Origin of the sequence: Alloalcanivorax xenomutans, from assembly GCF_900217905.1 — a bacterium.
Classification (GTDB): domain Bacteria; phylum Pseudomonadota; class Gammaproteobacteria; order Pseudomonadales; family Alcanivoracaceae; genus Alloalcanivorax; species Alloalcanivorax xenomutans.
The window spans coordinates 83,028-106,883 of the sequence record NZ_OBMO01000011.1 but is presented as its reverse complement, the minus strand read 5'-3'; the positions used below and the strand labels follow the sequence as shown (position 1 = coordinate 106,883).

At 62.9% G+C, this 23,856-nt stretch carries 22 protein-coding genes; 10 read left to right on the top strand and 12 right to left on the bottom strand.

Going from position 1 to position 23,856, the window contains the following annotated elements; genetic code table 11:
• Positions 1–22 precede the first annotated feature (22 nt).
• The 9 genes from CRO06_RS10480 (at position 23) to coq7 (ending at position 11,227) form a co-directional block, all read left to right on the top strand.
• On the top strand, positions 23–1,108 hold the full coding sequence (locus CRO06_RS10480) for a zinc-ribbon and DUF3426 domain-containing protein (RefSeq protein WP_055099686.1): 1,086 nt from the start codon (positions 23–25) through the stop codon (positions 1,106–1,108).
• 112 nt (positions 1,109–1,220) lie between these two features.
• The gene (gene dusB / locus CRO06_RS10475; protein ID WP_022994111.1) at positions 1,221–2,261 is read left to right on the top strand and encodes a tRNA dihydrouridine synthase DusB; all 1,041 of its coding nucleotides are present in this window, start codon (positions 1,221–1,223) and stop codon (positions 2,259–2,261) included.
• A gap of 44 nt (positions 2,262–2,305) precedes the next feature.
• Positions 2,306–2,587, top strand: coding sequence for a DNA-binding transcriptional regulator Fis (gene fis / locus CRO06_RS10470; protein WP_014993375.1), 282 nt, complete (start codon positions 2,306–2,308; stop codon positions 2,585–2,587).
• 71 nt (positions 2,588–2,658) lie between these two features.
• Complete coding sequence (gene purH / locus CRO06_RS10465) at positions 2,659–4,227, top strand: bifunctional phosphoribosylaminoimidazolecarboxamide formyltransferase/IMP cyclohydrolase (RefSeq protein WP_080530547.1); 1,569 nt, start codon at positions 2,659–2,661, stop codon at positions 4,225–4,227.
• A gap of 24 nt (positions 4,228–4,251) precedes the next feature.
• Entirely contained in the window at positions 4,252–5,538 is a 1,287-nt protein-coding gene (purD, locus tag CRO06_RS10460) for a phosphoribosylamine--glycine ligase (RefSeq protein ID WP_026949657.1), read from the top strand.
• A gap of 76 nt (positions 5,539–5,614) precedes the next feature.
• The gene (locus tag CRO06_RS10455) at positions 5,615–6,364 is read left to right on the top strand and encodes a sulfite exporter TauE/SafE family protein (protein WP_097058398.1); all 750 of its coding nucleotides are present in this window, start codon (positions 5,615–5,617) and stop codon (positions 6,362–6,364) included.
• A 245-nt stretch (positions 6,365–6,609) separates the two neighbouring features.
• The gene (locus tag CRO06_RS10450; RefSeq protein WP_026949656.1) at positions 6,610–7,668 is read left to right on the top strand and encodes a cyclic nucleotide-binding domain-containing protein; all 1,059 of its coding nucleotides are present in this window, start codon (positions 6,610–6,612) and stop codon (positions 7,666–7,668) included.
• Entirely contained in the window at positions 7,634–10,423 is a 2,790-nt protein-coding gene (locus tag CRO06_RS10445) for a hybrid sensor histidine kinase/response regulator (protein WP_097058397.1), read from the top strand. The genes CRO06_RS10450 and CRO06_RS10445 overlap by 35 nt, the downstream gene beginning before the upstream one ends.
• Positions 10,424–10,558: 135 nt before the next feature.
• Complete coding sequence (coq7, locus tag CRO06_RS10440) at positions 10,559–11,227, top strand: 2-polyprenyl-3-methyl-6-methoxy-1,4-benzoquinone monooxygenase (RefSeq protein ID WP_218839885.1); 669 nt, start codon at positions 10,559–10,561, stop codon at positions 11,225–11,227.
• A gap of 149 nt (positions 11,228–11,376) precedes the next feature.
• On the opposite strand, the gene speD is transcribed toward coq7, so the two are convergent.
• Together speD and CRO06_RS10430 are read right to left on the bottom strand one after the other, a co-directional pair.
• Positions 11,377–12,180 (bottom strand): adenosylmethionine decarboxylase, encoded by an 804-nt coding sequence (gene speD / locus CRO06_RS10435; RefSeq protein ID WP_022994118.1) that lies wholly within the window; start codon positions 12,178–12,180, stop codon positions 11,377–11,379.
• 142 nt (positions 12,181–12,322) lie between these two features.
• A complete protein-coding gene (locus CRO06_RS10430; protein WP_014993367.1) occupies positions 12,323–12,742 on the bottom strand; it encodes an OsmC family protein in 420 nt (139 codons plus the stop codon).
• Positions 12,743–13,013: 271 nt separating this feature from the next.
• Here CRO06_RS10430 and crp point away from each other — a divergent pair, with 271 nt between their 5' ends.
• Positions 13,014–13,643 (top strand): cAMP-activated global transcriptional regulator CRP, encoded by a 630-nt coding sequence (gene crp, locus CRO06_RS10425; RefSeq protein WP_014993366.1) that lies wholly within the window; start codon positions 13,014–13,016, stop codon positions 13,641–13,643.
• A 158-nt stretch (positions 13,644–13,801) separates the two neighbouring features.
• On the opposite strand, the gene trpC is transcribed toward crp, so the two are convergent.
• The 10 genes from trpC to cyoB form a co-directional block, all read right to left on the bottom strand.
• The gene (trpC, locus tag CRO06_RS10420) at positions 13,802–14,596 is read right to left on the bottom strand and encodes an indole-3-glycerol phosphate synthase TrpC (RefSeq protein WP_097058395.1); all 795 of its coding nucleotides are present in this window, start codon (positions 14,594–14,596) and stop codon (positions 13,802–13,804) included.
• A gap of 137 nt (positions 14,597–14,733) precedes the next feature.
• A complete protein-coding gene (gene trpD / locus CRO06_RS10415; RefSeq protein ID WP_097058394.1) occupies positions 14,734–15,777 on the bottom strand; it encodes an anthranilate phosphoribosyltransferase in 1,044 nt (347 codons plus the stop codon).
• 2 nt (positions 15,778–15,779) lie between these two features.
• Positions 15,780–16,370: an anthranilate synthase component II gene (locus CRO06_RS10410; RefSeq protein ID WP_097058393.1), complete on the bottom strand. Its 591-nt coding sequence runs from the start codon at positions 16,368–16,370 to the stop codon at positions 15,780–15,782.
• A complete protein-coding gene (gene trpE, locus CRO06_RS10405; protein WP_026949651.1) occupies positions 16,370–17,860 on the bottom strand; it encodes an anthranilate synthase component I in 1,491 nt (496 codons plus the stop codon). Before trpE ends, CRO06_RS10410 begins: the two co-directional genes overlap by 1 nt.
• A gap of 246 nt (positions 17,861–18,106) precedes the next feature.
• A complete protein-coding gene (locus CRO06_RS10400) occupies positions 18,107–18,667 on the bottom strand; it encodes a response regulator transcription factor (protein WP_022994123.1) in 561 nt (186 codons plus the stop codon).
• Positions 18,651–20,006, bottom strand: a complete 1,356-nt coding sequence (locus CRO06_RS10395) for an ATP-binding protein (protein WP_179746566.1) — start codon at positions 20,004–20,006, stop codon at positions 18,651–18,653. Before CRO06_RS10395 ends, CRO06_RS10400 begins: the two co-directional genes overlap by 17 nt.
• A gap of 39 nt (positions 20,007–20,045) precedes the next feature.
• A complete protein-coding gene (locus CRO06_RS10390) occupies positions 20,046–20,801 on the bottom strand; it encodes an SURF1 family protein (protein ID WP_244902811.1) in 756 nt (251 codons plus the stop codon).
• Positions 20,798–21,184, bottom strand: a complete 387-nt coding sequence (cyoD, locus tag CRO06_RS10385) for a cytochrome o ubiquinol oxidase subunit IV (RefSeq protein WP_097058391.1) — start codon at positions 21,182–21,184, stop codon at positions 20,798–20,800. Before cyoD ends, CRO06_RS10390 begins: the two co-directional genes overlap by 4 nt.
• Positions 21,181–21,810 carry a cytochrome o ubiquinol oxidase subunit III gene (gene cyoC, locus CRO06_RS10380; RefSeq protein ID WP_097058390.1) on the bottom strand — a complete coding sequence of 210 codons (630 nt, stop codon included), beginning with the start codon at positions 21,808–21,810 and terminating at the stop codon, positions 21,181–21,183. Before cyoC ends, cyoD begins: the two co-directional genes overlap by 4 nt.
• Positions 21,803–23,806, bottom strand: a complete 2,004-nt coding sequence (gene cyoB, locus CRO06_RS10375; RefSeq protein ID WP_022994128.1) for a cytochrome o ubiquinol oxidase subunit I — start codon at positions 23,804–23,806, stop codon at positions 21,803–21,805. The genes cyoC and cyoB overlap by 8 nt, the downstream gene beginning before the upstream one ends.
• Positions 23,807–23,856: the final 50 nt, after the last annotated feature.

The window sequence follows — 23,856 nt, the reverse complement described above, 5'->3', positions numbered from 1 at the left end:
CCGACCCACGGACCGCCAGCGCATGACCGGCCCTTACAAGACCCGCTGCCCCCATTGTGAGGCGCAATTCAAGATCAGCGAGGAACACCTGGCCCAGGCCAAGGGGGCGGTGCGCTGCGGCTCCTGTTTGCGGGTCTTTCAAGCCACCGAGCATCTTCTGGAAGGTCCGCCGCTGGTGCGGGAAGAAACGCGGCCGCCCGCGGTGGACTGGTCGGCGGCCCTGCCCGAGGAAGCACCGGCTCCGGCCACCGATGGCCATGACCGCCCTCACGCGGAAGACGACGGCCAATTGCAACTCAGCGACAGTTTCCTGTCTCTGGAAAAGGAAGACCCGATCCCAGACCTGGATCTGGAGCTGGGTAACCACCCCCATGAACAAACCGATGAGTCCTGGGCCGAAGCCCTGCTGCGAGAGCTCGAATCGGACCCCGAGCCAAAACCGGAACCGGTAACCGCCGATGCCGAACCCGCGACGCCGGAGCCCGCTCGCGCCGAGCCGGAAGCGGCCACGGACGACGCCTTTGAATTTCTCAACGGACCGGCCACCGCCCGCTCGGCGGCGCGCCGCGAACTGGATTCCCCTCCCCGCCGCAGCCCGCTGGCACTGCTCGGCTGGACAGCGGCTTCACTGGCGGCCCTGGCGGTGCTGGCCGGTCAGTATTTGATTTTTCACTTCGACAGCCTGAGCCGGGACCCGCGCTGGCGCCCCGCCTTTGCCGAGGCCTGCGCGGTGGCCGGCTGCACCCTGCCGCCACGAGTGGATGCCAACCGCTTGCGCGGCACCAACCTGGTGGTGCGCAGTCACCCGAGGTTCGACAATGCCCTGGTGGTGGACGCTCTGCTGTTCAATGAGGCGTCCTGGCCGCAGCCGTTCCCGGAACTGGAGCTGACCTTTATTGACCTGCAAGGCAAGCCGGTGGCCCGGCGGCGCTTCCATGCCGATGAATACCTGCGCGGGGAATTGGCTGGCGCCACGGCCATGCCAATCCGGACACCGGTACACGTTTCCCTGGAAATCGTCGACCCGGGGCGCAAGGCGGTCAGCTACCATCTGCGGCTGCTGCCGGCGGGCGAAACGCCGGCGGCACGGCTTTCCGATGCCCACTGACCCGCGGAACCCCGGCACCGGCCTTTTCTCCCGGCGCCCGGACCTCTATGATTGGCGCCCCCATGCCGGCGTCTCCACCCGGTGAACCTGTTGCGTCCAACCGAGGACAATCATGCGCATCGGCCCCCATGCCCTGCCCAACCCAGTGATCCTGGCTCCCATGGCCGGCGTCACGGACCGCCCGTTCCGGCGGCTGTGCCGGGAACTGGGCGCCGGTCTGGTGGTGTCGGAAATGGTGACCTCGGACACCCGCCTCTGGCAGTCGGCAAAATCCTCGCGCCGGCTTGATCACAGCGGCGAGCCCGGCCCGATCTCGGTGCAGATCGCCGGCGCCGACCCTTTGATGATGGCGGAGGCCGCCCGCGCCAATGTGGACCTGGGCGCCCAGATCATCGACATCAATATGGGCTGTCCGGCGAAAAAGGTCTGCAAACGGGCCGCCGGCTCCGCCTTGCTGTCCGAGCCGGAGCTGGTGGCACGGATTCTCGAATCGGTGGTGGCCGCCGTGCCGGTACCGGTCACCCTGAAAATCCGCACCGGCCCCACCCGCGACAACCGCAACGCGGTAATGATCGCGCGCATCGCCGAGCAATCCGGCATTCAGGCGCTGGCCATTCATGGCCGCACCCGCGCCGACCGCTTCAATGGCGAAGCGGAATTCGAAACCATTGGTGAGGTGGCACGCTCCGTGGAGATCCCGGTTATCGCCAACGGCGATATCGATTCCCCACAAAAAGCGCAACGGATACTGCAAAGCACTGGTGCCGGTGGTATCATGATCGGCCGCGCTGCTCAGGGTAACCCCTGGATATTCCAGGATACGGTGCATTACCTGGAGCACGGTCGTTTAGCCCCGGCGCCATCGGTGGAAGAAGTACGCGCTCGCGTGCTCGCTCATTTGAGTGACTTGCATGACTTCTACGGCACGTATTCCGGTGTGCGCATCGCTCGCAAACATCTGGGCTGGTACACCCAGAATCTGCCGGGCGGGGAGCATTTCCGGCGCGGATTCAACAACCTGGAAAAGGCCACCGACCAACGGCGGGCCATCGAGCAGTTTTTCCAACAGATCAGCGCCAGCAGTGACCGGTTGCGCATCGGTTGCTATGGCGGGGTGTCTGCCCGGAACAAAGACGGAGCATTGGCCGCATGACCCTTTCTTCCATGAAGACAGTCACTGCACGGACACTGACAGAAATGAACACCGCTGAATCGCGTAAACCGCATCTGACTCTCGCCCGCAGCGAAACCCACGATACACTGCGTAACTGCGTGCGACGGTCCATCACCGACTATTTCAATCAGCTGGATGGGGAAGCGGTCAGCGACCTGTACCAGATGGTGCTGGCGGAGATGGAAATCCCGCTGCTGGAAAAAGTCCTGGAATACACCCGTGGCAACCAAACCAAGGCCGCCGAGTTACTGGGCCTGAACCGCGGGACGCTGCGCAAGAAACTCAAGCAGTACGGTTTGCTGTAACCCTTTCCCTGATGATCCAAGGGCAGTGCTGACTGCCCTTTTTTGTTTGACCCAGACTCGGTGACTCTCCCATGAGCAAGGTGGTAGAACGCGCGCTGATCAGCGTTTCCGATAAAACCGGTATTGTCGACTTCGCCCGGGCCCTGGCCGACCGGGGCGTGGAACTGCTCTCCACGGGCGGCACTTTCCGTGCCATTCAGGAGGCCGGCATCGCCGTTCGCGAAGTATCCGATTACACCGGCTTCCCGGAAATGATGGACGGACGGGTGAAGACCCTGCACCCCAAAGTGCACGGCGGCATCCTTGGCCGGCGCGGCCAGGATGATCAGGTCATGGCGGACAACGCTATCCAGCCCATTGATCTGGTGGTGGTGAACCTCTACCCCTTCGAGCGGACCGTCGCCAACCCGGATTGCAGCCTGGAAGACGCCATCGAGAACATCGATATCGGCGGCCCCACCATGGTGCGCTCCGCGGCGAAGAACAATGCCCACGTGGGCATCGTCACCGACGCCGGCGACTACGCCCGCGTGCTGGAGGACATGGACGCCAATAGTGGTGCCTTGTCCGATGGGTTGCGCTTCGATCTGGCGATCAAGGCGTTCGAGCACACCGCCGCCTACGACAGCGCCATCGCCAACTACTTTGGCCGCCGGGTCGGCAACGGCAGCGCCGACTTCCCGCGCACCATCAACCTGAATTTCATCAAAGCCCAGGAAATGCGCTATGGCGAGAACCCGCATCAGAAGGCGGCGTTCTACACCGAGCGGCAACCTGCCCAGGCGTCCGTGGCCACCTCCCGCCAGTTGCAGGGCAAGGAACTGAGCTACAACAACATCGCCGATACCGATGCCGCGCTGGAATGCGTCAAGTCGTTCACCAAACCGGCCTGCGTGATCGTCAAGCACGCCAATCCTTGCGGCGTGTCGGTGAGCCTGGACGGCATCGGCAAGGCCTATGAGCTGGCTTTCCAGACCGATCCGGAATCCGCCTTCGGCGGCATCATCGCGTTCAACCGTGAGCTGGACGCGGACACCGCCAGGGCAATCGTCGACCGTCAGTTCGTGGAAGTGATCATCGCGCCGAAGGTCAGCCAGGAAGCCCTGGCGATCACCGGCGCCAAGAAAAACGTCCGTGTGCTGGAATGCGGTGAAATCAACGGGCCGGCAGCCGCCGGCCTGGACTACAAGCGGGTCAACGGCGGCCTGCTGGTGCAGGACCGGGACGTCGGCATGATCACCGAGGGGGATCTGAAAGTGGTCACCAAGCGGGCGCCGACGGAAGCCGAGATGCACGACCTGATCTTCGCCTGGAAGGTCGCCAAGTTCGTCAAATCCAACGCCATCGTCTATGCCAAAAACCGGCAGACCGTGGGGGTTGGCGCCGGTCAGATGAGCCGGGTGAACTCCGCCCGCATCGCCGCCATCAAGGCGGAACACGCCGGCCTGGAAGTGAAGGGCTCGGTGATGGCGTCCGACGCCTTCTTCCCGTTCCGCGACGGCATCGACAACGCCGCCGAGAATGGCATCCGCTGCGTGATTCAGCCGGGCGGATCGATCCGCGACGAGGAAGTCATCGCCGCCGCCGACGAGGCGGACATGGCCATGGTCTTCACCGGCATGCGCCACTTCCGTCACTAACCGGCCAGCAACGGAGACACACGGATGAAAGTTCTGATCATCGGTTCCGGCGGCCGTGAACACGCCCTGGCCTGGAAAGTGGCCCAGGCGGAGCACGTGGAAAAAGTGCTGGTGGCGCCGGGCAATGCCGGCACCGCCCGCGAAGCCAAGCTGGAAAACGTGGCGGTGGACGTGCTTGATCTGCCGGCCCTGGCTGACCTGGCCGAGCGCGAGCAGGTGGCTCTGACCATCGTCGGTCCGGAAGCACCGCTGGTGGCGGGCGTGGTGGATTACTTCCAGGAACGCGGCCTGCGCTGCTTCGGCCCGAGCAAGGCCGCCGCCCAATTGGAGGGCTCCAAGGCTTTCACCAAGGATTTTCTCGCCCGCCACCGGATCCCCACCGCCGCTTACGGCAACTTCACTGATGTGGACGAAGCCCTGACCTACGTTCGTGAACAGGGCGCGCCAATCGTGATCAAGGCCGACGGCCTGGCCGCCGGCAAAGGCGTGATCGTCGCCATGACGCTGCAAGAGGCGGAAGACGCGGTGCGCGACATGCTCGCCGGCAACCGTTTCGGAGACGCCGGCCACCGCGTGGTGGTGGAAGAGTTTCTCGACGGCGAGGAAGCCAGCTTCATCGTCATGGCCGACGGTGAGCACATCCTGCCGATGGCCACCAGCCAGGACCACAAACGGGTGGGCGACGGCGACACCGGCCCCAATACCGGCGGCATGGGCGCTTATTCGCCGGCGCCAGTGGTCAGCGACGCCGTGCACCAGCGCATCATGGATCAGGTGATCCGCCCCACCGTGGCCGGCATGGCCGCGGAAGGCATGCCCTATACCGGTTTCCTGTACGCGGGTCTGATGATCGACGCCACCGGCCAGCCCAAGGTGATCGAGTACAACTGCCGTTTCGGTGACCCGGAAACCCAGCCGATCATGCTGCGTCTGCAATCGGATCTGGCCGGGCTCTGCCAGGCGGCCCTGGATCGCCGCCTGGACCAGGTGGAAGCCCAATGGGATCCACGCCCGGCACTGGGTGTGGTGCTGGCCGCCGGTGGCTACCCGGATGACTACGGCAAAGGGGATGCCATCGAAGGGCTGGAGCAGGCCGATTCCGATCTGGTGAAAGTGTTCCACGCCGGCACCCGCGAGCAGGACGGCCAGGTGGTCACCAACGGCGGCCGGGTACTCTGTGTCACCGCCCTCGGTGACAGCGTCGCCGACGCGCAACGCAACGCTTACCAGGGCGTTGCCAGGATTTCCTGGAAAGACGCCTACCACCGTACCGATATCGGCTATCGCGCCGTGGCCCGGGAACAGAACTAGGGTGAACAGGCCCTAGCCTCCGTGCCAATTACCCCGGCGGCCTGACCGGCCGCCGTCAGCCCACGCAGGGAGTTCCATGCCTGAATCGCTGCCGCTGTTTCTGCTGGCCGTTGCCATCGGCACCTATATTCAGGCTGTCACCGGTTTCGCCCTTGGCATCTTTTTGCTGGCCGCCGTGACCCTGCTCCATCTTGGTTCCATCCCCGCCACGGCGACGGCCCTGAACATCATGAACCTGGCCCTTGGCGCGGTGGTGGTGGTTCCCCAGCTGAGAAAGGCGGATGGCCGTATCGTCGCACAGAGCCTGATCGGACTGGTGCCGGCCATGGTCATCGGTGTACTGCTGCTCAGCTATCTCAACAGCAATGCCCAGAACCTGCTCAAGGCCCTGCTCGGCGCCGTCATCATCGCCGCCGGCCTGGTACTGGTCTGCCGCCCCGATCCACTGCCCCGGCGTTCCTCGCCGGCCGCCTTTGTCGGCACCGGCTTCCTGGGCGGGTTCTTTGGCGGCCTGTTCAGCGTCAGCGGTCCGCCCATCGTCTATCAGCTCTATCGGCAGCCGATCCCGGTCCAGACCATCCGCATCACCCTGCTGACCCTGTTCTCACTGGCTTCGCTGGGGCGCCTGGTGGTGGTCGGACTGCACGGTGATCTGACCCTGGATGTGGTCAAAATCGGGCTGCTGTCGCTGCCGGTGGTGGCGGCGATGGCCTGGGTCGGCAACCGCTTCCCGCCGCCGGTCAGCGAGCGCACCATGCGGCGCGGCATCTTCGCCCTGCTGATGCTTTCCGGCGGCGGCACCTTGCTGATGGCACTGACCGCCTGACCTACAGCGACTTTGTAGCGACCGTTGGGCTTTGGATTTGGCGTGCCGCCCCTCCCTCTGGCGGGACTCTTATCACAAAACCGCGGCCCGCCGGGCAGCACGGCGGGAAAACGCTTGGAGTAGCCGCTATCATCAGCCCAAACGCGACGTTTCGGGACCGAGAGTCTCATCACAACCATAATGATCGCCGCCCGATAAGGGTGCCCGGCTTCTTTTGATGCCGTGCGTTTGTTCAGGGGGAAAGTATGTCCATCACCACGCCGGATCCGTCCCGGCTCGCCGAGTTTATTCCGTTCGACAGTCTCAGCCACACTCACCTGCACGCCATCCAGGGCCAGTTGGAAGCGCTGAATCTGCCACCCGGCCGGATGGTGTTCAAACGGGGCCAGCACAGTGACAAGGCCTACTTTCTGGTGGACGGTGAGCTGGATCTGATCGATGCCGGCTTCAGCGTGCGGCCCTTCTCCGCCACCGACGACGAGAATTACCTTGCCCTGGACAACTACGCGCCCCATACCGTCAACGCCATTACCCGCACCGACGCCACCCTGTACACCCTGGATCGGGACAAGCTGGACTTATTGATGGCCTGGACCGGCGCGGTTGATCTGCTGCCGCCGCCAGGGCAGGACGAGCAAAGGGACTGGACCGACGCGCTGCTGGCTTCCGGCCTGTTCGCCCGCATCGCGCCAGCGAAACTGCATACGCTGTTCATGAAGTTCCAGCCCCGGGAAGTGGAAATGGGCACCACCGTGGTCCGCGAAGGAGACAGCGGAGACACCTTCTATGTGCTCAAACAGGGCCAGGCCATGGTCACCCGCGGCCAGGGGCGCGGCGCCAATACCCTGGCCACCCTGGGCCCGGGCCGCTTTTTCGGCGAAGATGCTCTGATCAGCGATCAGCCGCGCAACGCCACCGTTACCATGACCAGCGATGGCGTGCTGATGTGCCTGGGGCAGGATGATTTCCAGGAAATTCTGCAAGCCTCGGTGATCCGCCATCTGAATGAGGCTACTCTCAACGACATGGTTCGCGACGGCGATCACGCCTGTATTTTGCTCGACGTGCGGCTGGCGGCGGAGTTCCGGCACGACCGGACTCCCGGGGCCCGCAACATTCCATTGGGCGAATTGAGACAAAAAGCCCCCGCCCTGGAGCGGGATTTCACTTATATACTGTGTTCCGCCGGTCGACGCAGCGAGTTGGGAGCCTATATCCTTTCCGAAGCCGGCCTGGAAGCGTATGTGCTGGATCGGGAAACGACGACGGATGATGCCACCAAGGACGTTTTGGCCACGGAATAACACACCAGCGCGATGGCTGCCGCTGATATTCGGCCTGCTCTGGCTGGTCGCCGGTCGCGCCTGGGCGGCTCCCCCGCCGCCGTTCGTGGTCAACAGCGAGCCGGACAACGCCCGCATCACCATCTATTCCGAGTACCTGCCCGACCCGGACAACCACTATTCCCTGGAGGATGTGGTCAGCGGCGGCCTGGACCACCGGTTCCAACCGGCCTCCCGTTTCGTTGAGCGGCTCGGGCTGAGCAACCACGACTGGTGGATCCGCGTTTCCATCCACAATGAGCTGTCCGACCAGCAGCGTTTCGCGCTGGTGATGGCGCCCCGCGCCTACCAGGACAGCCAGTTCTACCTTCCCGATGGCCCACCCGGTACCACCCGTTATCGTACGCCACTGCCGGATGAGTCCTTTGTCCACCGCTACCCGATCCAGGTGCTCGATCTGCCGCTGGGCCAGCCCCAGGTGTTCTACTGGCGGGTAAATCCTCATGGTGAGCTGGTCTATTCATTGACGCTCACCACCATGCAGAAAGCGCTCGGCGACAACCCACTGTACGGCGTCTACTGGCTGCTGATCGGCATGTTGCTGGCCATGTCCCTGTACCATCTGGCCCTGGCCTTGATGCGCTCCGCCGCCAGCCATGGTTACCACGCCCTGTTCGGTTTCTGTGTCGTCGGCCTGATCGTCATCGGCAGCGGCTTTCTGGGCCATCTGGACGATCTCAGCAGTTGGGATCATCCGCTGCGCCTGACCCTGCTTTCCGGCGCTCTGTTCGCCGCCTGCGGCGCCGGGCGCACCTTTGTCGACAGCCGTCAGCACAGCCCGGCGCTGCATTACATTCTGCTGGTGCTGGGCGCGTTGGCCCTGGTTCAGATCCCATTGCTATTGATTCTGCCGTCACCGGCGGCCATGGGACTGTGCTGCATACTGGTGCTGCTCACCGCGCCCTGTTTAATCGCGCTGGGCTATCAGGCCTGGCATCGGGAAGTGCCGGCCGGAGCCCTGTTCTTCTTCACCAGCATCCTGGTCGGCATTCCGGCGGCCATTCTCTGCCTGGTCACCCTGGGGCTGCTGCACACCGGCCTGGACGTGCCCCTGACGCTGCTTTTGGTATTCACCGTGGCGGGCACCTTGCAAACCGCCGGTCTGCACCTGCAGCATCAGCGCCGCCAAAGACTCAAGGCGGAACAACTGCGCAATCAGGCCGTCGCCGAGACCGTCGAGACCACCCGGCGCGAAACCCTGGCGCGCATGGGCCATGACGCCCGCACCCCGCTCAGCGGCATCCTCGGCATGGCCGAATTGCTCGACGATACCCCGCTGACACCGAACCAGAAGGAGTGCGTCAGCGCCATTCACAATGCGGGCGAAAGCCTGTTGAAGATCATCAACGATGTGCTGGAGTACTCCCAGCTGTCGACCTCCGGCGCCGAAATCAGCCATGAAGCCCTGGATGTACACGAGCTGCTGGTGGACGCCGTGGACCTGTTCCGCGAGCGGGCCGAGGAAAAGCAGGTGGAACTGATCACCCACGTGCACACCAATGTGCCGGCGCGCATGGAGGGGGACCCCGGGCGCCTGCGTCAGGTGCTGACCAACCTGATCGGCGCCTTCATCCGCCAGGCCCAGCACGGCGAGTTGATCATCGATGTGTCGCTGGAACCCACCGGCCAGGCCGGTCAGGTGCGCTTTGAATTCTCCGGTACCGCTCTGCGTGCCGGCACCCTGCATGATCTACGGGAAAACGGCGCCCGCCAGGACAGCAGCACGCTGAATCTGGCCATCGCCGAACAGCTGGTGGAAGCCATGAGTGGCCGCTGTGGACACCGCGACGGGCACAACCAGGAACCGGCCTATTGGTTCATCGTGCCGTTGTCGGCGCTGGATGATCCGGCACCGGACAATCCGGCGGACCGGGTGCCCCTGCTGGGCCGCAGCATGCTGGTGGTGGATGACTCCACCACCGTGACCCGGGTAATCCGCCATCTGGCCCTGAGCTGGGGCATGCGCGTCACCGCCAGCAACGATCCGCGCGAAGCGCTGGCCTCGTTACGTACCCAGGCCAATATCAATGAGCCCTACGATGTGGTGCTGCTCGACCACCAGATGCCGGGCATGACCGGGGTGCAGCTGGCGGCGCGGATCCACGAGGATCCGGTCATCACCCACTCACCGGTGCTGATCATGCTCACCGGTATCAGCAGCTCCCCCACCGATGTGGACGCGCGTAACGTCAGTATTCATCGGGTGCTGACCAAACCGGTGTCGGCGCCGCGCCTCAAACAGGTACTGAGTGAGGAGTTGGGCCTGCAGCGCCCGTCGGCGCCCCGCCAACGCAGCGAAAGCCCGGACCCCGGATTGCAGGTACTGGTGGTCGAGGACCACAAGCTGAGCCAGAAAGTTATCCGCGGCATGCTCAACAAACTGGGCATTACTCCGGAACTGGCCGCCAACGGCCTGGAAGCCCTCCACCGTGCCACCCAGAAGCGTTATGACCTGATCCTGATGGATTGCGAAATGCCGGAGATGGACGGGTTCGAGGCCACCCGGCGGATCCGTGCCCACGAGCGGGAAAACGGCCTGGTGGCGGTCCCCATCGTCGCCCTCACCGCCCATATCCTGCGCGAGCACCGGGAGCGCAGCCTGGCCTCCGGCATGAACGCCCACATTCCCAAACCGGTGGAACTCAATGTGCTTCGTGACGTGCTGATCCGCTTTACCCGGCGCGGCCAGGTCGAGGAATCCGGGGAAGAAACCTGACCCGCGCGAGGCGCGCCGCCGCGACGATGGCGAGCGTTGCCTGCTACACTATCGGCCCGGCCATGCCACCGTCCGCCACGGACATCGGCATGGCCGGCTTACCATCCGCCCCGTGAGCATCGTGGAGAAGTCGTGATGACGGGTCGTCACCTGACGCCAGTGGACCAATTGCTTAGCCGCGTGGACAACGCGCTGCGCACCCTCACTCCCGGGTCCACCCGGGCCTCCCGGCAGCCCGCCGCCCAGCCCGGCGGTGACGAAGCCGTCATCAAGGACCCGAGCGCCGCCCTGGACGCCCGGCAGCGGCGCCATATCGCCGGCCTGATGCGTATCAACCACACCGGTGAGGTCTGTGCCCAGGCGCTGTATCAGGGCCAGGCCAGCACCGCCACCTTGCCCCACGTGCGCCATGCCATGGAGGAAGCCGCCCGGGAGGAGGAAGATCATCTGGCTTGGTGCGAGGACCGTATCCGCGAACTGGGCAGCGTGCCCAGCCGTCTGAATCCGCTGTTCTACGCCATGAGCTACACTCTCGGTGCCGGCGCCGGGCTGGCCGGAGACCGCTGGAGCCTGGGCTTTGTCTCGGAAACCGAGCATCAGGTGGTGCGCCATCTGGAGCGCCACCTGTCCGAACTGCCCGCCGCCGATCACCGCACCCGTGCCATCCTTGAACAGATGCGCGAAGACGAGCTGAAACACGCCGTCACCGCCGAAGACGCCGGCGGCGCTCCCCTCCCCACCCCGATCCGCCGCGCCATGACCCTGATGAGCAAGGTGATGACGCTCACCACCTACAGGATCTAGTGAACAGTGAATAGTTAACAGTGAATAGCGCGCGGATGAATTTCTCCGTACGCTGCAACGAAAGAGGCCGCGTCCAGGTGTTGGGCGCGGCCTCTTTATCTTTTGATTTTCGCTGTTAACTGTTAATTGTTAACTCTTCACTGCTTTTTTTACATGTTCCGGCTGTAGAAAATCTCCAGCATTTCGGTCTGCAGACGTTCCTTGATTTCGGCCAGTTCGGCGTCGTCGAACTCGTCACTGCCGGCGCCGAACAGGTAGTTTTCGATGTCGAAGTCCTTGAGCAGCATCTTGGTGTGGAAGATGTTCTCCTGGTACACGTTGACATCGATCATCTGGTAGGCGTTCTGCGTGTCCTCCACCAGGAAGTTCTGGATCGACGTGATATCGTGATCGATGTAGTGCTTGGTGCCGTCCAGATCCCGGGTCATGCCGCGGACCCGATAGTCGATGGTGACGATATCGGAGTCGAAGCTGTGAATCAGGTAGTTCAGCGCCCGCAGCGGTGAGATCACGCCACAGGTGGACACATCCACATCCACCCGGAAAGTGGAGATACCGTTGTCCGGATGGGACTCCGGATAGGTGTGGACAGTCACATGGCTCTTGTCCAGGTGCGCCACCACCGTGTCCGGCAGCGGCCCGGGCGCTTCTTCGTCCCAGTCGGTACCGCTCGGCGGGGTTTCGTGTTCCGCGATCAGCATGGTCACACTGGCGCCCTGCGGATCGTAGTCCTGACGGGCCACGTTGAGGACGTTGGCGCCAATGATGCGCGTCACGTTGGTGAGGATTTCAGTCAACCGCTCCGCGTTGTAGAGCTCATCGATGTACTCGATGTACTCCTTGCGGTGCTGCTCGGTCTTCGCATAGGCGATGTCGAAAATATTGAAGCTGAGCGACTTGGTCAGGTTGTTGAAACCGTGCACCGAAATCTTGGGATTGGGATCTTTTACCACCGCATTTCCCCGTTGGCGGTCGTCACCGCCCGTGGTTAACTCACTCAACCCCGGATACGGCTGACCGCACCGGGAATCCGCAGGTTTTTGGCGCCGGCCCAGGTCCGCCCGGCACCTCGCCGCCTTGGCGAAGGGTATCCGCTCAGGCTTCGATGGTATAGCTGTGGGTGACCTCCACACCACCACGGGTGAGCATGATCGACGCGGAGCAGTACTTCTCCGCCGACAATGACACCGCCCGTTTCACCTGCGCCTCCTTGAGATCCTCGCCGGATACCACGAAGTGCAAATGAATTTTGGTGAATACGGCGGGGACTTCATCCTCCGCCCGCTCCGCGCTCAGCTCACAGCGGCAGCCTGTCACGTTCTGACGGGATTTACGCAGAATATGCACCACATCGAACGCGGAACAACCGCCAACGCTCATTAGCAGGGTTTCCATCGGGCGCGCACCGCGATTCTGGCCGCCATGATCGGGCGGACCGTCCATAAGGATGGTGTGACCGGAACCGGATTCCGCCTGAAAACAGGCTTCGCCCTGCCATTCAACCACAGCTTTCATCACCTACTCCTGCTCGGCACCGGAGCGGCCCGCCGGGCCCGCCCCCAAATGGGCGCGCAGATTACCACAGAGCGACCCCGCGACCATACCCTTAGAGCCCGCTCATGGTCTCCACGCCGCCCTGTTTACCACCTCCGCCCGCCCCCAACAGCGGACCGGCGTCACCCCTTCGAGCTCTCGCGGGCTCCTACCCTTGGCAGCGATGTGAAAAACAGGCAATATCCTTGAGCTTAATCGGCTAAGACATTCTTCTGGCTTAAGCAGAGACCCCATGAGCGACGGCAACAAGATTATTCCCAATCTGGACCACTTTCTGGCCAACTGCCACCGTCGGCGGTATCCGGCGAAGAGCACCATTATTTACGCTGGCGATGAGTCCGACGCCCTTTATTACATTCTCCGTGGCTCGGTCACGGTGATGATCGAGGACGACGACGGTCGCGAAATGATCATGGCGTATCTCAACGAAGGTGACTTCTTCGGTGAAATGGGCCTGTTCGAGAGCGACCCTTCCCGTTCCGCCTGGGTGAAAGCGAAAACCGAGTGCGAAGTGGCCGAGGTGAGCTACGCCAAATTCCGTCAGTTGACCCGGGAAGACGCCGACATTCTGTTCGCCGTATCGGCGCAACTGGCCGGCCGTCTGCGCGCCACCACCCGCAAGGTGGGCGACCTGGCGTTCCTTGACGTCACCGGCCGGGTCGCCGGCACTCTGCTGGACCTGTGCAAGCAGCCCGACGCCATGACCCATCCCGATGGTATGCAGATCAAGGTCACCCGCCAGGAGATCGGCCGGATCGTCGGCTGCTCCCGCGAGATGGTCGGCCGGGTCCTGAAGAATCTGGAAGAACAGGGCCTGGTGTCCGTGAAGGGCAAGACCATGGTGGTGTATGGCACGCGCTGATGAAGGCAGCGAATAGTTAATAGGGAACAGAGAATAGCTCGCGGATAAAGCGCCGCGGACACTGAAAGCCAAGAGGCCGCGTCCAGAAGTTGGAGCGGCCTCTTGGCTTTTTCTTTGCTTTTGATTTTCGCTGCTAACTATTCACTGTTCACTATTAACTAGAAAAACAGCTTTTTCAGCGCCGCGCCGGGGTCTTCCTCGCGCATGAAGGCCTCGCCGACCAGGAAACCGTGGATACCGTTGTCACGCATCAGGCGCACGTCGGCGCGGGTGTGGATGCCGCTCTCGGTGACCACAAGGTGATCGGCGGGTACTTGCGGAGCCAGTTCCAGAGTGGTGTCCAGACGGGTTTCGAAGGTGCGCAGGTCGCGGTTGTTGATGCCGACCACTTCCACGTTCAGCTTCATCGCCCGCTCCAGCTCCTCACCGGAGTGCACTTCCACCAGCACATCACAGCCGGCCTGCTGGGCGGCGTGGTAGAGCTCATCCATCTGAGCATCGGACAGTGCCGCCACGATCAGCAGAATGGCGTCCGCCCCCATGGCCCGGGTTTCGAACACCTGCCAGGGGTCAACAATGAAATCCTTGCGCAGTACCGGCAACGACACCGCGTTACGGGCGGCGCGCAGATAGTCCTCATGCCCCTGGAAGAACTCCTGATCGGTGAGCACGGACAGGCAGGCGGCGCCATTTTCCTCATAGCGCCGGGCGATATCCACCGGATCGAAGTCCTCACGAATAACCCCTTTGCTGGGGGAGGCTTTCTTGATTTCCGCGATCACCGCCGGTTTGCCCTCGGCCACGCGATCATACAGCTTGCGATGGAAACCTCTCGCCCGACGCTGATTCTCCGCCAGCGCCCGCAAATCCCCCATGCTGTAACGGCGTTTGCCGTCGACGATCTCCTGCTCTTTACGTTCGATGATGCGATCAAGAATGGTGCCGTTGCTCATGGCCGCTCCTGGCTGTCTGAGCGGGCCGTGCGCCGGCCCGCTTTCTTTATCGAGGGTGGTCAAGCCACTCCCATTAGAACGCTCCCGGCGGGGGATGTTCAAAGGGCTTATGTTAAATCCTGTCCAACCCGCCGCTCTCAGTCCGCCGCTTTCAAGGCACGGCAAAACTGGGCCAGTTCCCGCATGCGCTCGGCGGCTTCACCGTTATGAATCAAATCATCCGCCATCCGCACACCTTCCGCCAGTGTGCGGGTCACCCCGGACACATAGATCGCCGCGCCGGCGTTCAGGGCCACCATGTCCGCGGCCTTGGCCGCCACCGGCCCGGTGCGCTTGCCGAACGCATCCCGGATCAGCGCCAGCGACGCCTCGGGATCGGTCACGTCCAGCCCCACCAGGGAATCGGACTCGATGCCCACGTCTTCCGGTGTGATCTGGAACTCCCGTACTTCACCATCCCGGAATTCCGCCACATGCGTGCGCCCCGCCAGAGTGATCTCGTCCAGGCCATCATGGCCATGCACCACCATCACGTGCTCCGCGCCCAGGCGTCCCATGACTTCGGCCATGGGCCGGCAAAGCCGGTCGGAGAAGACACCGACCACCAGCCTCTGGACGGAGGCGGGATTGGTCATCGGGCCGAGAATATTGAACAGTGTGCGCATGCCCAGCTCCTTGCGCGGGCCGATGGCGTATTTCATGGCGCTGTGATGGCCGGGAGCGAACATGAACCCCACTCCCACCGCGTCCACGCACTGGGCCACCTGCTCCGGGGTCAGGTCAAGATCGATACCGGCGGCCTCCAGCAAGTCCGCGGAGCCGCTTTTGGAACTGACCGAGCGGCCACCGTGCTTGGCCACCCGGCAGCCGGCGGCGGCGGCGACGAAGGCGCTGGCGGAGGATACATTGAACAGATTGGCACCATCACCACCGGTACCGACGATATCCACCAGATGGCGGCGGTTCTCGATGGTCACCGGTTTCACCAGCTCGCGCATCACCATGGCGGCACCGGTGATCTCGTCCAGGGATTCGCTCTTCATCCGCAACCCCACCAGGAAACCGCCGATCTGAGCGTCGGTGGCACCGCCGGTCATGATCTGGCGCATTACTTCCCGCATTTCCTCGGTGGACAGATCGATATGCTCCACCACCCGCGCCAGCGCGTCCTGAATGTTCATTGTTATTGCCCCCCGTGCTCGAGAAAGTTCTTCAACATGGCGTGGCCATGCTCGGTCAGAATCGACTCTGGATGGAACTGCACCCCTTCCAGGGGCAGCTCTTTATGCCGCATGCCCATGATCTCTTCCATTTCGCCCTGCTCATTCTCGGTCCAGGCGGTGATTTCAAAACATTCGGGCAGTGTCTCCCGGGCCACCACCAGGGAATGATAGCGAGTGGCGGTGAACGGGCTCGGCAGTCCGGCGAACACCCCCTGGCCGGTATGGTGCACCGACGAGGTCTTGCCGTGCATCACTTGCCCGGCACGCACCACCTCTCCGCCGAACGCCTGCCCCAGGGACTGATGTCCCAGACAGACGCCGAGAATCGGCAGCTTGCCAGCGAAATGGCGAATCGCCTCCACGGAAATACCGGCCTCATTGGGCGAGCAGGGCCCCGGCGAGATCATCAACCGATCCGCCTCCAGCGCTTCCATGCCGGCCAGATCGATCTGGTCATTGCGGTGCACCAGCACCTCGGCCCCCAGTTCCTGCAGGTACTGGACCAGGTTATAGGTGAAGCTGTCATAGTTATCGATCATCAAGACCCGCATCAGCGTTCCCCCTCGTCCAGATTAAGCCCGCCCAGGGCCATGTTCACCGCGCGGAATACGGCACGGGCCTTGTTCATGGTCTCTTTCCATTCCAGATCGGGCTGGGAATCCGCCACCACGCCGCCGCCGGCCTGCACGTAAAGCCGGCCGTCCTTGACCACCGCGGTGCGGATGGCGATCGCCATGTCCATGTCGCCATCGAAGCCGATATAGCCCACGGCACCGCCGTAGACACCGCGCTTGGTGGGTTCCAGTTCGTCGATGATTTCCATGGCGCGGATCTTCGGCGCGCCGCTCAGGGTGCCGGCGGGGAAAGTGGCCCGCAGCACGTCCAGCGGCCCCAGTTCCGGGCGCAGTTTGCCTTCCACATTGGAGACGATATGCATCACGTGGGAATAGCGCTCCACCGCCATTTTCTCGGTCAGCTTCACCTCCCCTGGCTTGGCCACCCGGCCGACATCGTTGCGGCCCAGATCGATCAGCATCAGGTGTTCGGCCAGTTCCTTCGGATCCGCCAGCAGTTCCTCTTCCAATTCCCGGTCCCGCTCCGGCGTTTCCCCCCGTTTGCGGGTACCCGCGATGGGCCGCACGGTGACGGTATCGCCCTCGACCCGGGTGAGAATCTCCGGCGAGGAGCCGGCGATGTGAAAATCTTCCAGGTCCAGATAGAACATGTACGGGGAAGGGTTGAGATAGCGCAAAGCGCGATAAAGATCCATGGCCGGTGCCGGGAATTCACAGCTCATGCGCTGCGCTGGCACCACCTGCATCACATCTCCCGCCAGGATGTATTCACGAATCGTTTCCACCGCCTGGCCATGCCGGTCGCGGGGAAACTCAGAGACGAAATCCTCTTCTCCCACCGGTTCGCCATAGCGATGGTGGCCGGGCTCGGACAACGGCGCCCGCAGCTTCGCCTCCAGCTCGTCCAGACGGCGCAGCGCCCGGCCTTCGGCGTGGCTGTCCGCCGGGTCCACCTGCACGATCAGGAACAGGCTGCCGCGCAGGTTATCGAACACCACCACTTCCTCGGAGCGCATCAGCAGGATATCCGGTACGCCGAGCACATCCTCCCCCGGCGCCGGCCCCAGACGCGGCTCGAAGTAGCGCACGCTGTCATAGCCGAAGTAGCCCACCAGACCACCGTTGAAACGGGGCAGACCGGGGATCTCCGGGGTGTTGTATTCCTGCCGGTAGGCCTCGATCCAGGCGATCGGATCCGGCACGTCCAACTGGCGCTCGCCGTCGGCATCGGTAATCAGAATGCGCTGGCCGTGGATGCGGATCACCTCCGCCGCTGGCAGGCCGATCATGGAATAGCGCCCCCAGCGCTCCCCGCCCTGCACGGATTCGAACAGGTAGCTGTAGGGCCCGGCGGCCAGTTTGCGATAGGCGGACAGCGGCGTGTCCAGATCCGCCAGCACTTCGCGTACCACCGGTACGCGGGTGTAACCCTGGCGGGCATACTCATCCAGATTTCGTGGTGACATGGTGGTCCCCGATCTTGATACAGACGACAGATTGTAGACGGAAATAAAACGCGAGGGGTGCCGCTATCGGCAGTAGAAGCGGCAAGCGAAGAGCGTCACCATCGCCAGGCGGCGACGGAACGGGGCAGGAACTTGATTTGGAGGTCGGTGCGGCTCACCGGCTTTCCTTCGGCTTTTTGTATTGAGACCGGATTCTAGGACGTGCTGGGCCGGGGCGCAACACGCCCCGGCGAATAGCGTGCCGCCCTACTTCACCTGCTGTTTGCCCAGCTTGCGGGCCAGGGTGCGGCGATGCATGCCGAGCCGGCGCGCGGTTTCGGAAATGTTGAAACCGGTTTCCGCCAGGGTTTCGTGGATGCGCTCCCACTCGAGGGTCTTGATCGAGGTCGGCCGTCCCACCACTTCCACCTCGGTGCTGCCGTCGGCACGATGAAACGCGGCTTCGATGTCATCGGTATTGGAAGGCTTGGCGAGGTAATGGCAGGCGCCGAGCTTCACCGCCTCCACCGCGGTGGCGATACTGGCGTAACCGGTCAGCACCACGATCAGCATATCCTCATCATGGGCGTGCAAGGCCTGGACGCAGGACAGCCCGGTGGCCTCCCCCTTCAGCTTGAGATCCACCACCGCGTAACGGGGTGAGTGACTCTCCAGCAGCGTCATCATCGATTCCATGCCATCGGCACTGATCACCGCGTACCCGCGGCGCTCGAAAGAGCGGGCCAGGGTGCGGGCAAAGGGGGCATCGTCCTCGACAATCAACAGGGTGTCCGCGCTGTCTTCATGCTGGTTATGCTCGTTCACCATGCTCCTCCTCCAGGGCAATCGCCGATAGTGGCAACGTCAGCGTCACTTCGGCACCTTTGTGCGGCCGGTTGCGGGCGGTGAGGTTACCCCCCAGGGTACGCGCCACATTAACCACCAGGAACAGCCCCAGGCCGCTGCCGGGGCGCCCCTTGGTGGATTGATAGGGACGGCCAATACGGCCAAGCATCTCCTCGCTGAAGCCCGGCCCCCGGTCCAGAACCGTCAGTATCAGGGATTCGCCGTCACGGCTCACCTGCAGCCCCACCCAGTCACGGGAGGCTTCCAGGGCATTATCCAATACATTGCACAAACTTTGTTTGAGCGCCGAGTCGGAAACGATATCCATATCCTCGCCAAAGGCGTTGTGATAATCGAACCCGGTCACCGGGCGGGTGGCCCGCCACTCTTCCACCAGCTCGTCCAGGAAAGCATGCACGGTGGTTTCTTCCGAGGACTCACCCCGGGCTTCACCGGCGGACAGCAAAATACCGCTGACGATGGACTTGCAGCGCAGCACCTGGGTCTGCATTTCGGTGATCTCGTCGAGCAGATCCGGATCGGATTTGAACACCGGCATATGCCGCCAGTCCCCCAGGATCACCGACAGCGTCGCCAGCGGCGTCCCCAGTTCGTGGGCGGCGCCGGACGCCAGCAGCCCCATGCGGACGATGTGCTCCCCCTCGGCGGCGCGCTGACGCAGATCCGCCAGCCGCGCGTCCCGCTCGCGCCGGTTGCGGGTAATACGGCTGATGAAAATCACCAGCAGCACGGCGTTGAGAACAAAGCAGATCAACATCCCCTGGATATACAGACTCAGCGGCCCCCGTTCGTAATCCGGCGGCATCACCAGGGGCAGCCCGGCGAATTCCAGCCAGACGAAGCAGACCGCGGTCACCAGCAGGATGGTCCAGGTGGACCACGCCTCCAACAGCACCGCGGCCAGCACCACTTGCAGCAGATACAGGAAAATAAAGGGGTTGGTGGCGCCACCGCTGGCGTAAAGCTGCATCGTCAGTGTCGCCACGTCCACCAGCAGCGCCAGGAACAGTTCACCGTTGCTGACATCCCGGCGCAACCACCGCAGCCGCAACATGCTGAGCAGGTTGAACCCAATCAGCCCCGCCAGCACCGCGAGCATGAACGCCATCGGCAACGAAATGCCAAAACCGTACCGCACCAGCAGTATGGTGCCGATCTGACCCAGCACGGCGATCCAGCGCAGTTGGATCAACTGCTGCATGTTCTTGCGCCCGGTGGCGTCACCGTCGTCGGTCTCGCGTTGCGCCGGAATCGGCTGGGGGCTTTGCACCGCCGCCGCGGCCCCCTTCGTGGCTGTCATCGTCACCTTCTCCTGAGAGGTTGGCCCCTGAACAGGCTCCTAGCGCCGTGACCGCAGTTCCTCACGAAGCACGAACACAGCGCCGGCGGCCACCATCAAGGCAAGGGTATACCAGGTGATCGCATAGACCAGGTGATTATTGTGAAAAGAGACTACGGTCAGCCCGCCCACCGGTCCCTCCGCCGGCGCCGGCCCGGCGTCCGCATCGACGAAGTACGGTGCCACCCGGGTCAGGTCATGGGTCCGGGCAATGGCGGCCACATCCCGGGAGTACCAACGGCTCTCCGCGGGGACATTGTCCCGCAAAAAACCGCCGCCGGGCTCGCTCAAGCGCAGCAGGCCGCTGACCCGCACCTTGCCTTCGGGGGTCCAGGCGCCGGCGCCGGCCCGGTCGCGCTGTTGCTGGGGAACATAGCCGCGGTTGATCAGCACCACGGTGCCGTCGTCCCGTTTCAGCGGGGTCATCACCCAGTAGCCACTGCCCAGCTCGGTGCTGGCCTGGACCAGGGAGATGCGATCGGAAAGGAAGGTGCCGCTGAGCTGAACGTGCTGATATTCATACTCTTCGCGGCTGATTCGCGGCCACTCGGCGGGGCCCGGGGCGGGCACCGCCGGAGCGTCCACGCGGCTGGAGACGCGTTCGATCAGGTCCAGTTTCCAAGCCCGGCGCTCCACCTGCCAGTTGCCCAGGAACACCAGCCCGATGAACGCGGCCACCGCCACCAGCATCCACGCCAGCCGCGCCGCCCGGCGCGGGCGGCTCACGGCGGGCCGTGGGCGCGAGGGTTGGTTCACTGTCCGTGCACCGATTCCATCAGGCCGGGCATCATGTTGACGTTAAGGTGGTACATCACCCACAACGACCCCGCCAGGGTGATGAATACCATCACCGCGGTAAAGATCAGAGCCAACATGTTCCAACCGCCTTCGGATTGGAAGTTCATGTGCAGGAAGTAAATCATGTGCACCACGATCTGCACCGCGGCGAACCCCAGAATCACCAGGGCGGTGGTGCTGGAGGTCTCGAACACGCCGCCCATCACGATCCAGAACGGGATCGCGGTGAGGATCACCGACAGGATGAAACCGATCATGTAGCTTTTGAAATCGGCGTGCGGCAGCTCGTCGCCATGATGTTCGTGATGATGCTCGTGAACGTTGTCGTGATGCTCGCTCATACCAGCACTCCCATCAGATAAACGAAGGTGAACACGCCGATCCAGACCACGTCCAGGAAGTGCCAGAACATGGACAGACACGCCACGCGACGCTTGTTCTCCGGAATCAGACCGTGCTTGCGCAACTGGAAGCACAGGGTCACCAGCCAGACGATGCCGAAGAACACGTGCAGACCGTGGGTCCCCACCAGAGCGAAGAACGAGGTCAGGAAAGCACTGGTTTGCGGGCCCGCGCCGACATGAATCAAATGCGCGAACTCATACAGCTCCAGGCTCAGGAAGCCGACCCCGAACAAGCCGGTGATCAGCAGCCAGCCAATGGTGCCGCGCACCCGATTCTTCTGCATCTCCAACATGGCGAAGCCATAGGTGATGGAGGACAGCAGCAGCAGCGCGGTGTTCATCGCCACCAGCGGCAGGTCGAACAGCTCGGCGCCGGTGGGGCCGCCGGCGTAGCTGCGGCCCAGAACCCCGTAAGTGGCGAACAGAGAAGCGAAGATCAGACAGTCGCTCATCAGATACAGCCAGAAACCCAGCATCGTGCCCGTCTGCGGGTGATGCTCCTCGGTCTCGTAGAACTGCAGCGGCTGCCCTTGCGCTTGTTGAGTTTGAGTCGTATCAACCATGGTTCGCGAGTACCCGTGTCCGTTCCGCTTCCACGCGCACTACCTCTTCCACCGGAATGTGGTAGTCGCGGTTGTAGTTGAAGGTGTGGCCGATGGCCACCACCAGCAGCCCCAGGAAGGACACGCCGGCCAGCAGCCACATATGCCAGATCAGCGCGAAGCCCAGCACCGTGCTGATGCCCGCCAGAATGATCCCGGCCCCGGTATTCTTGGGCATGTGGATCGGCAGGAAACCGCTCTCCGGACGCTTGTAGCCGTGCTGCTTCATCTGCCACCAGGCATCCAGATCGTGCACACGCGGGGTGAACGCGAAGTTGTAAGCCGGCGGCGGCGAGGAGGTGGACCACTCCAGGGTACGGCCATCCCAGGGATCACCGGTTTCGTCACGCAAGGACTCCCGGCGCATGAAGCTCACCACCAACTGAATCAGGAAGGCGGCGATACCGATGGCGATCAGCACGGCGCCGAACGCGGCCACCTGGAACCAGATCTGCAGGGACGGATCATCGAATTGGCTCATGCGGCGGGTCACGCCCATCAGGCCCAGTACATACAACGGCATGAAGGCGAAGTAGAAGCCGGTCAGCCAGAACCAGAACGAGACCTTGCCCCAGAACGGGTCCAGCTTGAAGCCGAAGGCTTTCGGGAACCAATAGGTGATCGCCGCCAGCATGCCGAACAGCACACCGCCGATGATCACGTTATGGAAGTGGGCGATCAGGAACAGGCTGTTGTGCAGCACGAAGTCCGCCGGCGGCACCGCCAACAGCACCCCGGTCATGCCACCAATGACAAAGGTAACCATGAAGCCCACGGTCCACAGCATCGGCACGTCGAAGCGGATACGGCCGCGATACATGGTGAACAGCCAGTTGAACACCTTGGCCCCGGTGGGGATCGAGATGATCATCGTGGTGATCCCGAAGAACGAGTTCACACTGGCTCCCGACCCCATGGTGAAGAAGTGGTGCAGCCATACCAGGTAGGACAGCACGGTGATCACCACGGTGGCGTAGACCATGGAGGCATAGCCGAACAAACGCTTGCCGGAGTAGGTGGAAACGATCTCGGAGAACACACCGAACGCCGGCAGAATCAGGATGTACACCTCGGGGTGACCCCAAATCCAGATAAGATTGATGTACATCATGGCGTTGCCACCCAGATCTTCGGTAAAAAAGTTGGTACCGAGATAGCGGTCCAGGGTCAGCATCGCCAGTACGGCGGTCAGCACCGGGAAAGCGGCCACGATGAGCACGTTGGTGCAAAGAGCAGTCCAGGTGAACACCGGCATTTTCATCATGGTCATACCCGGCGCCCGCATCTTGACGATGGTCACCAACAGGTTCACGCCCGATAGGAGGGTACCGACACCCGCGATCTGCAAGGCCCATATGTAGTAATCCACCCCGACGCCGGGACTCTTGTCTATGCCCGCCAGGGGTGGGTAGGCCAACCAGCCGGTCTTGGCGAATTCACCGATGAACAGGGACACCATGACCAGCACGGCGCCGGAGGTGGTCATCCAGAAGGAAAAGTTATTGAGGAACGGGAAGGCCACGTCGCGGGCCCCGATCTGCAACGGCACCACGTAGTTCATGATGCCGGTCACCAGAGGCATGGCGACGAAGAAGATCATGATCACACCATGGGCGGTGAAGATCTGATCATAGTGATCCGGCGGCAGGTAACCGGCGGAGTCGCCGAAAGCCCAGGCCTGCTGGATGCGCATCATGATGGCGTCGGCGAAGCCGCGCAGCAGCATCACCAGGGCCAGAATGATATACATGATGCCGATCTTTTTGTGGTCGATGCTGGTGAACCATTCCCGCCACAGGTAACCCCAAAGGCGGAAATAGGTCAGCGCGCCTAGCAGCGCGATACCACCGAGGACCACCGCGGCGAACGTGGCGATCAGGATCGGCTCATGATAGGGAATCGCCTCCCAGGTGAGGCGACCGAAAATGAGCTTGGTCAGGTCGATTTGATCAAACATTTTGCACACCGACGCCCAAGGCGCTTCATGAAAGGTGTATCGGAACGATG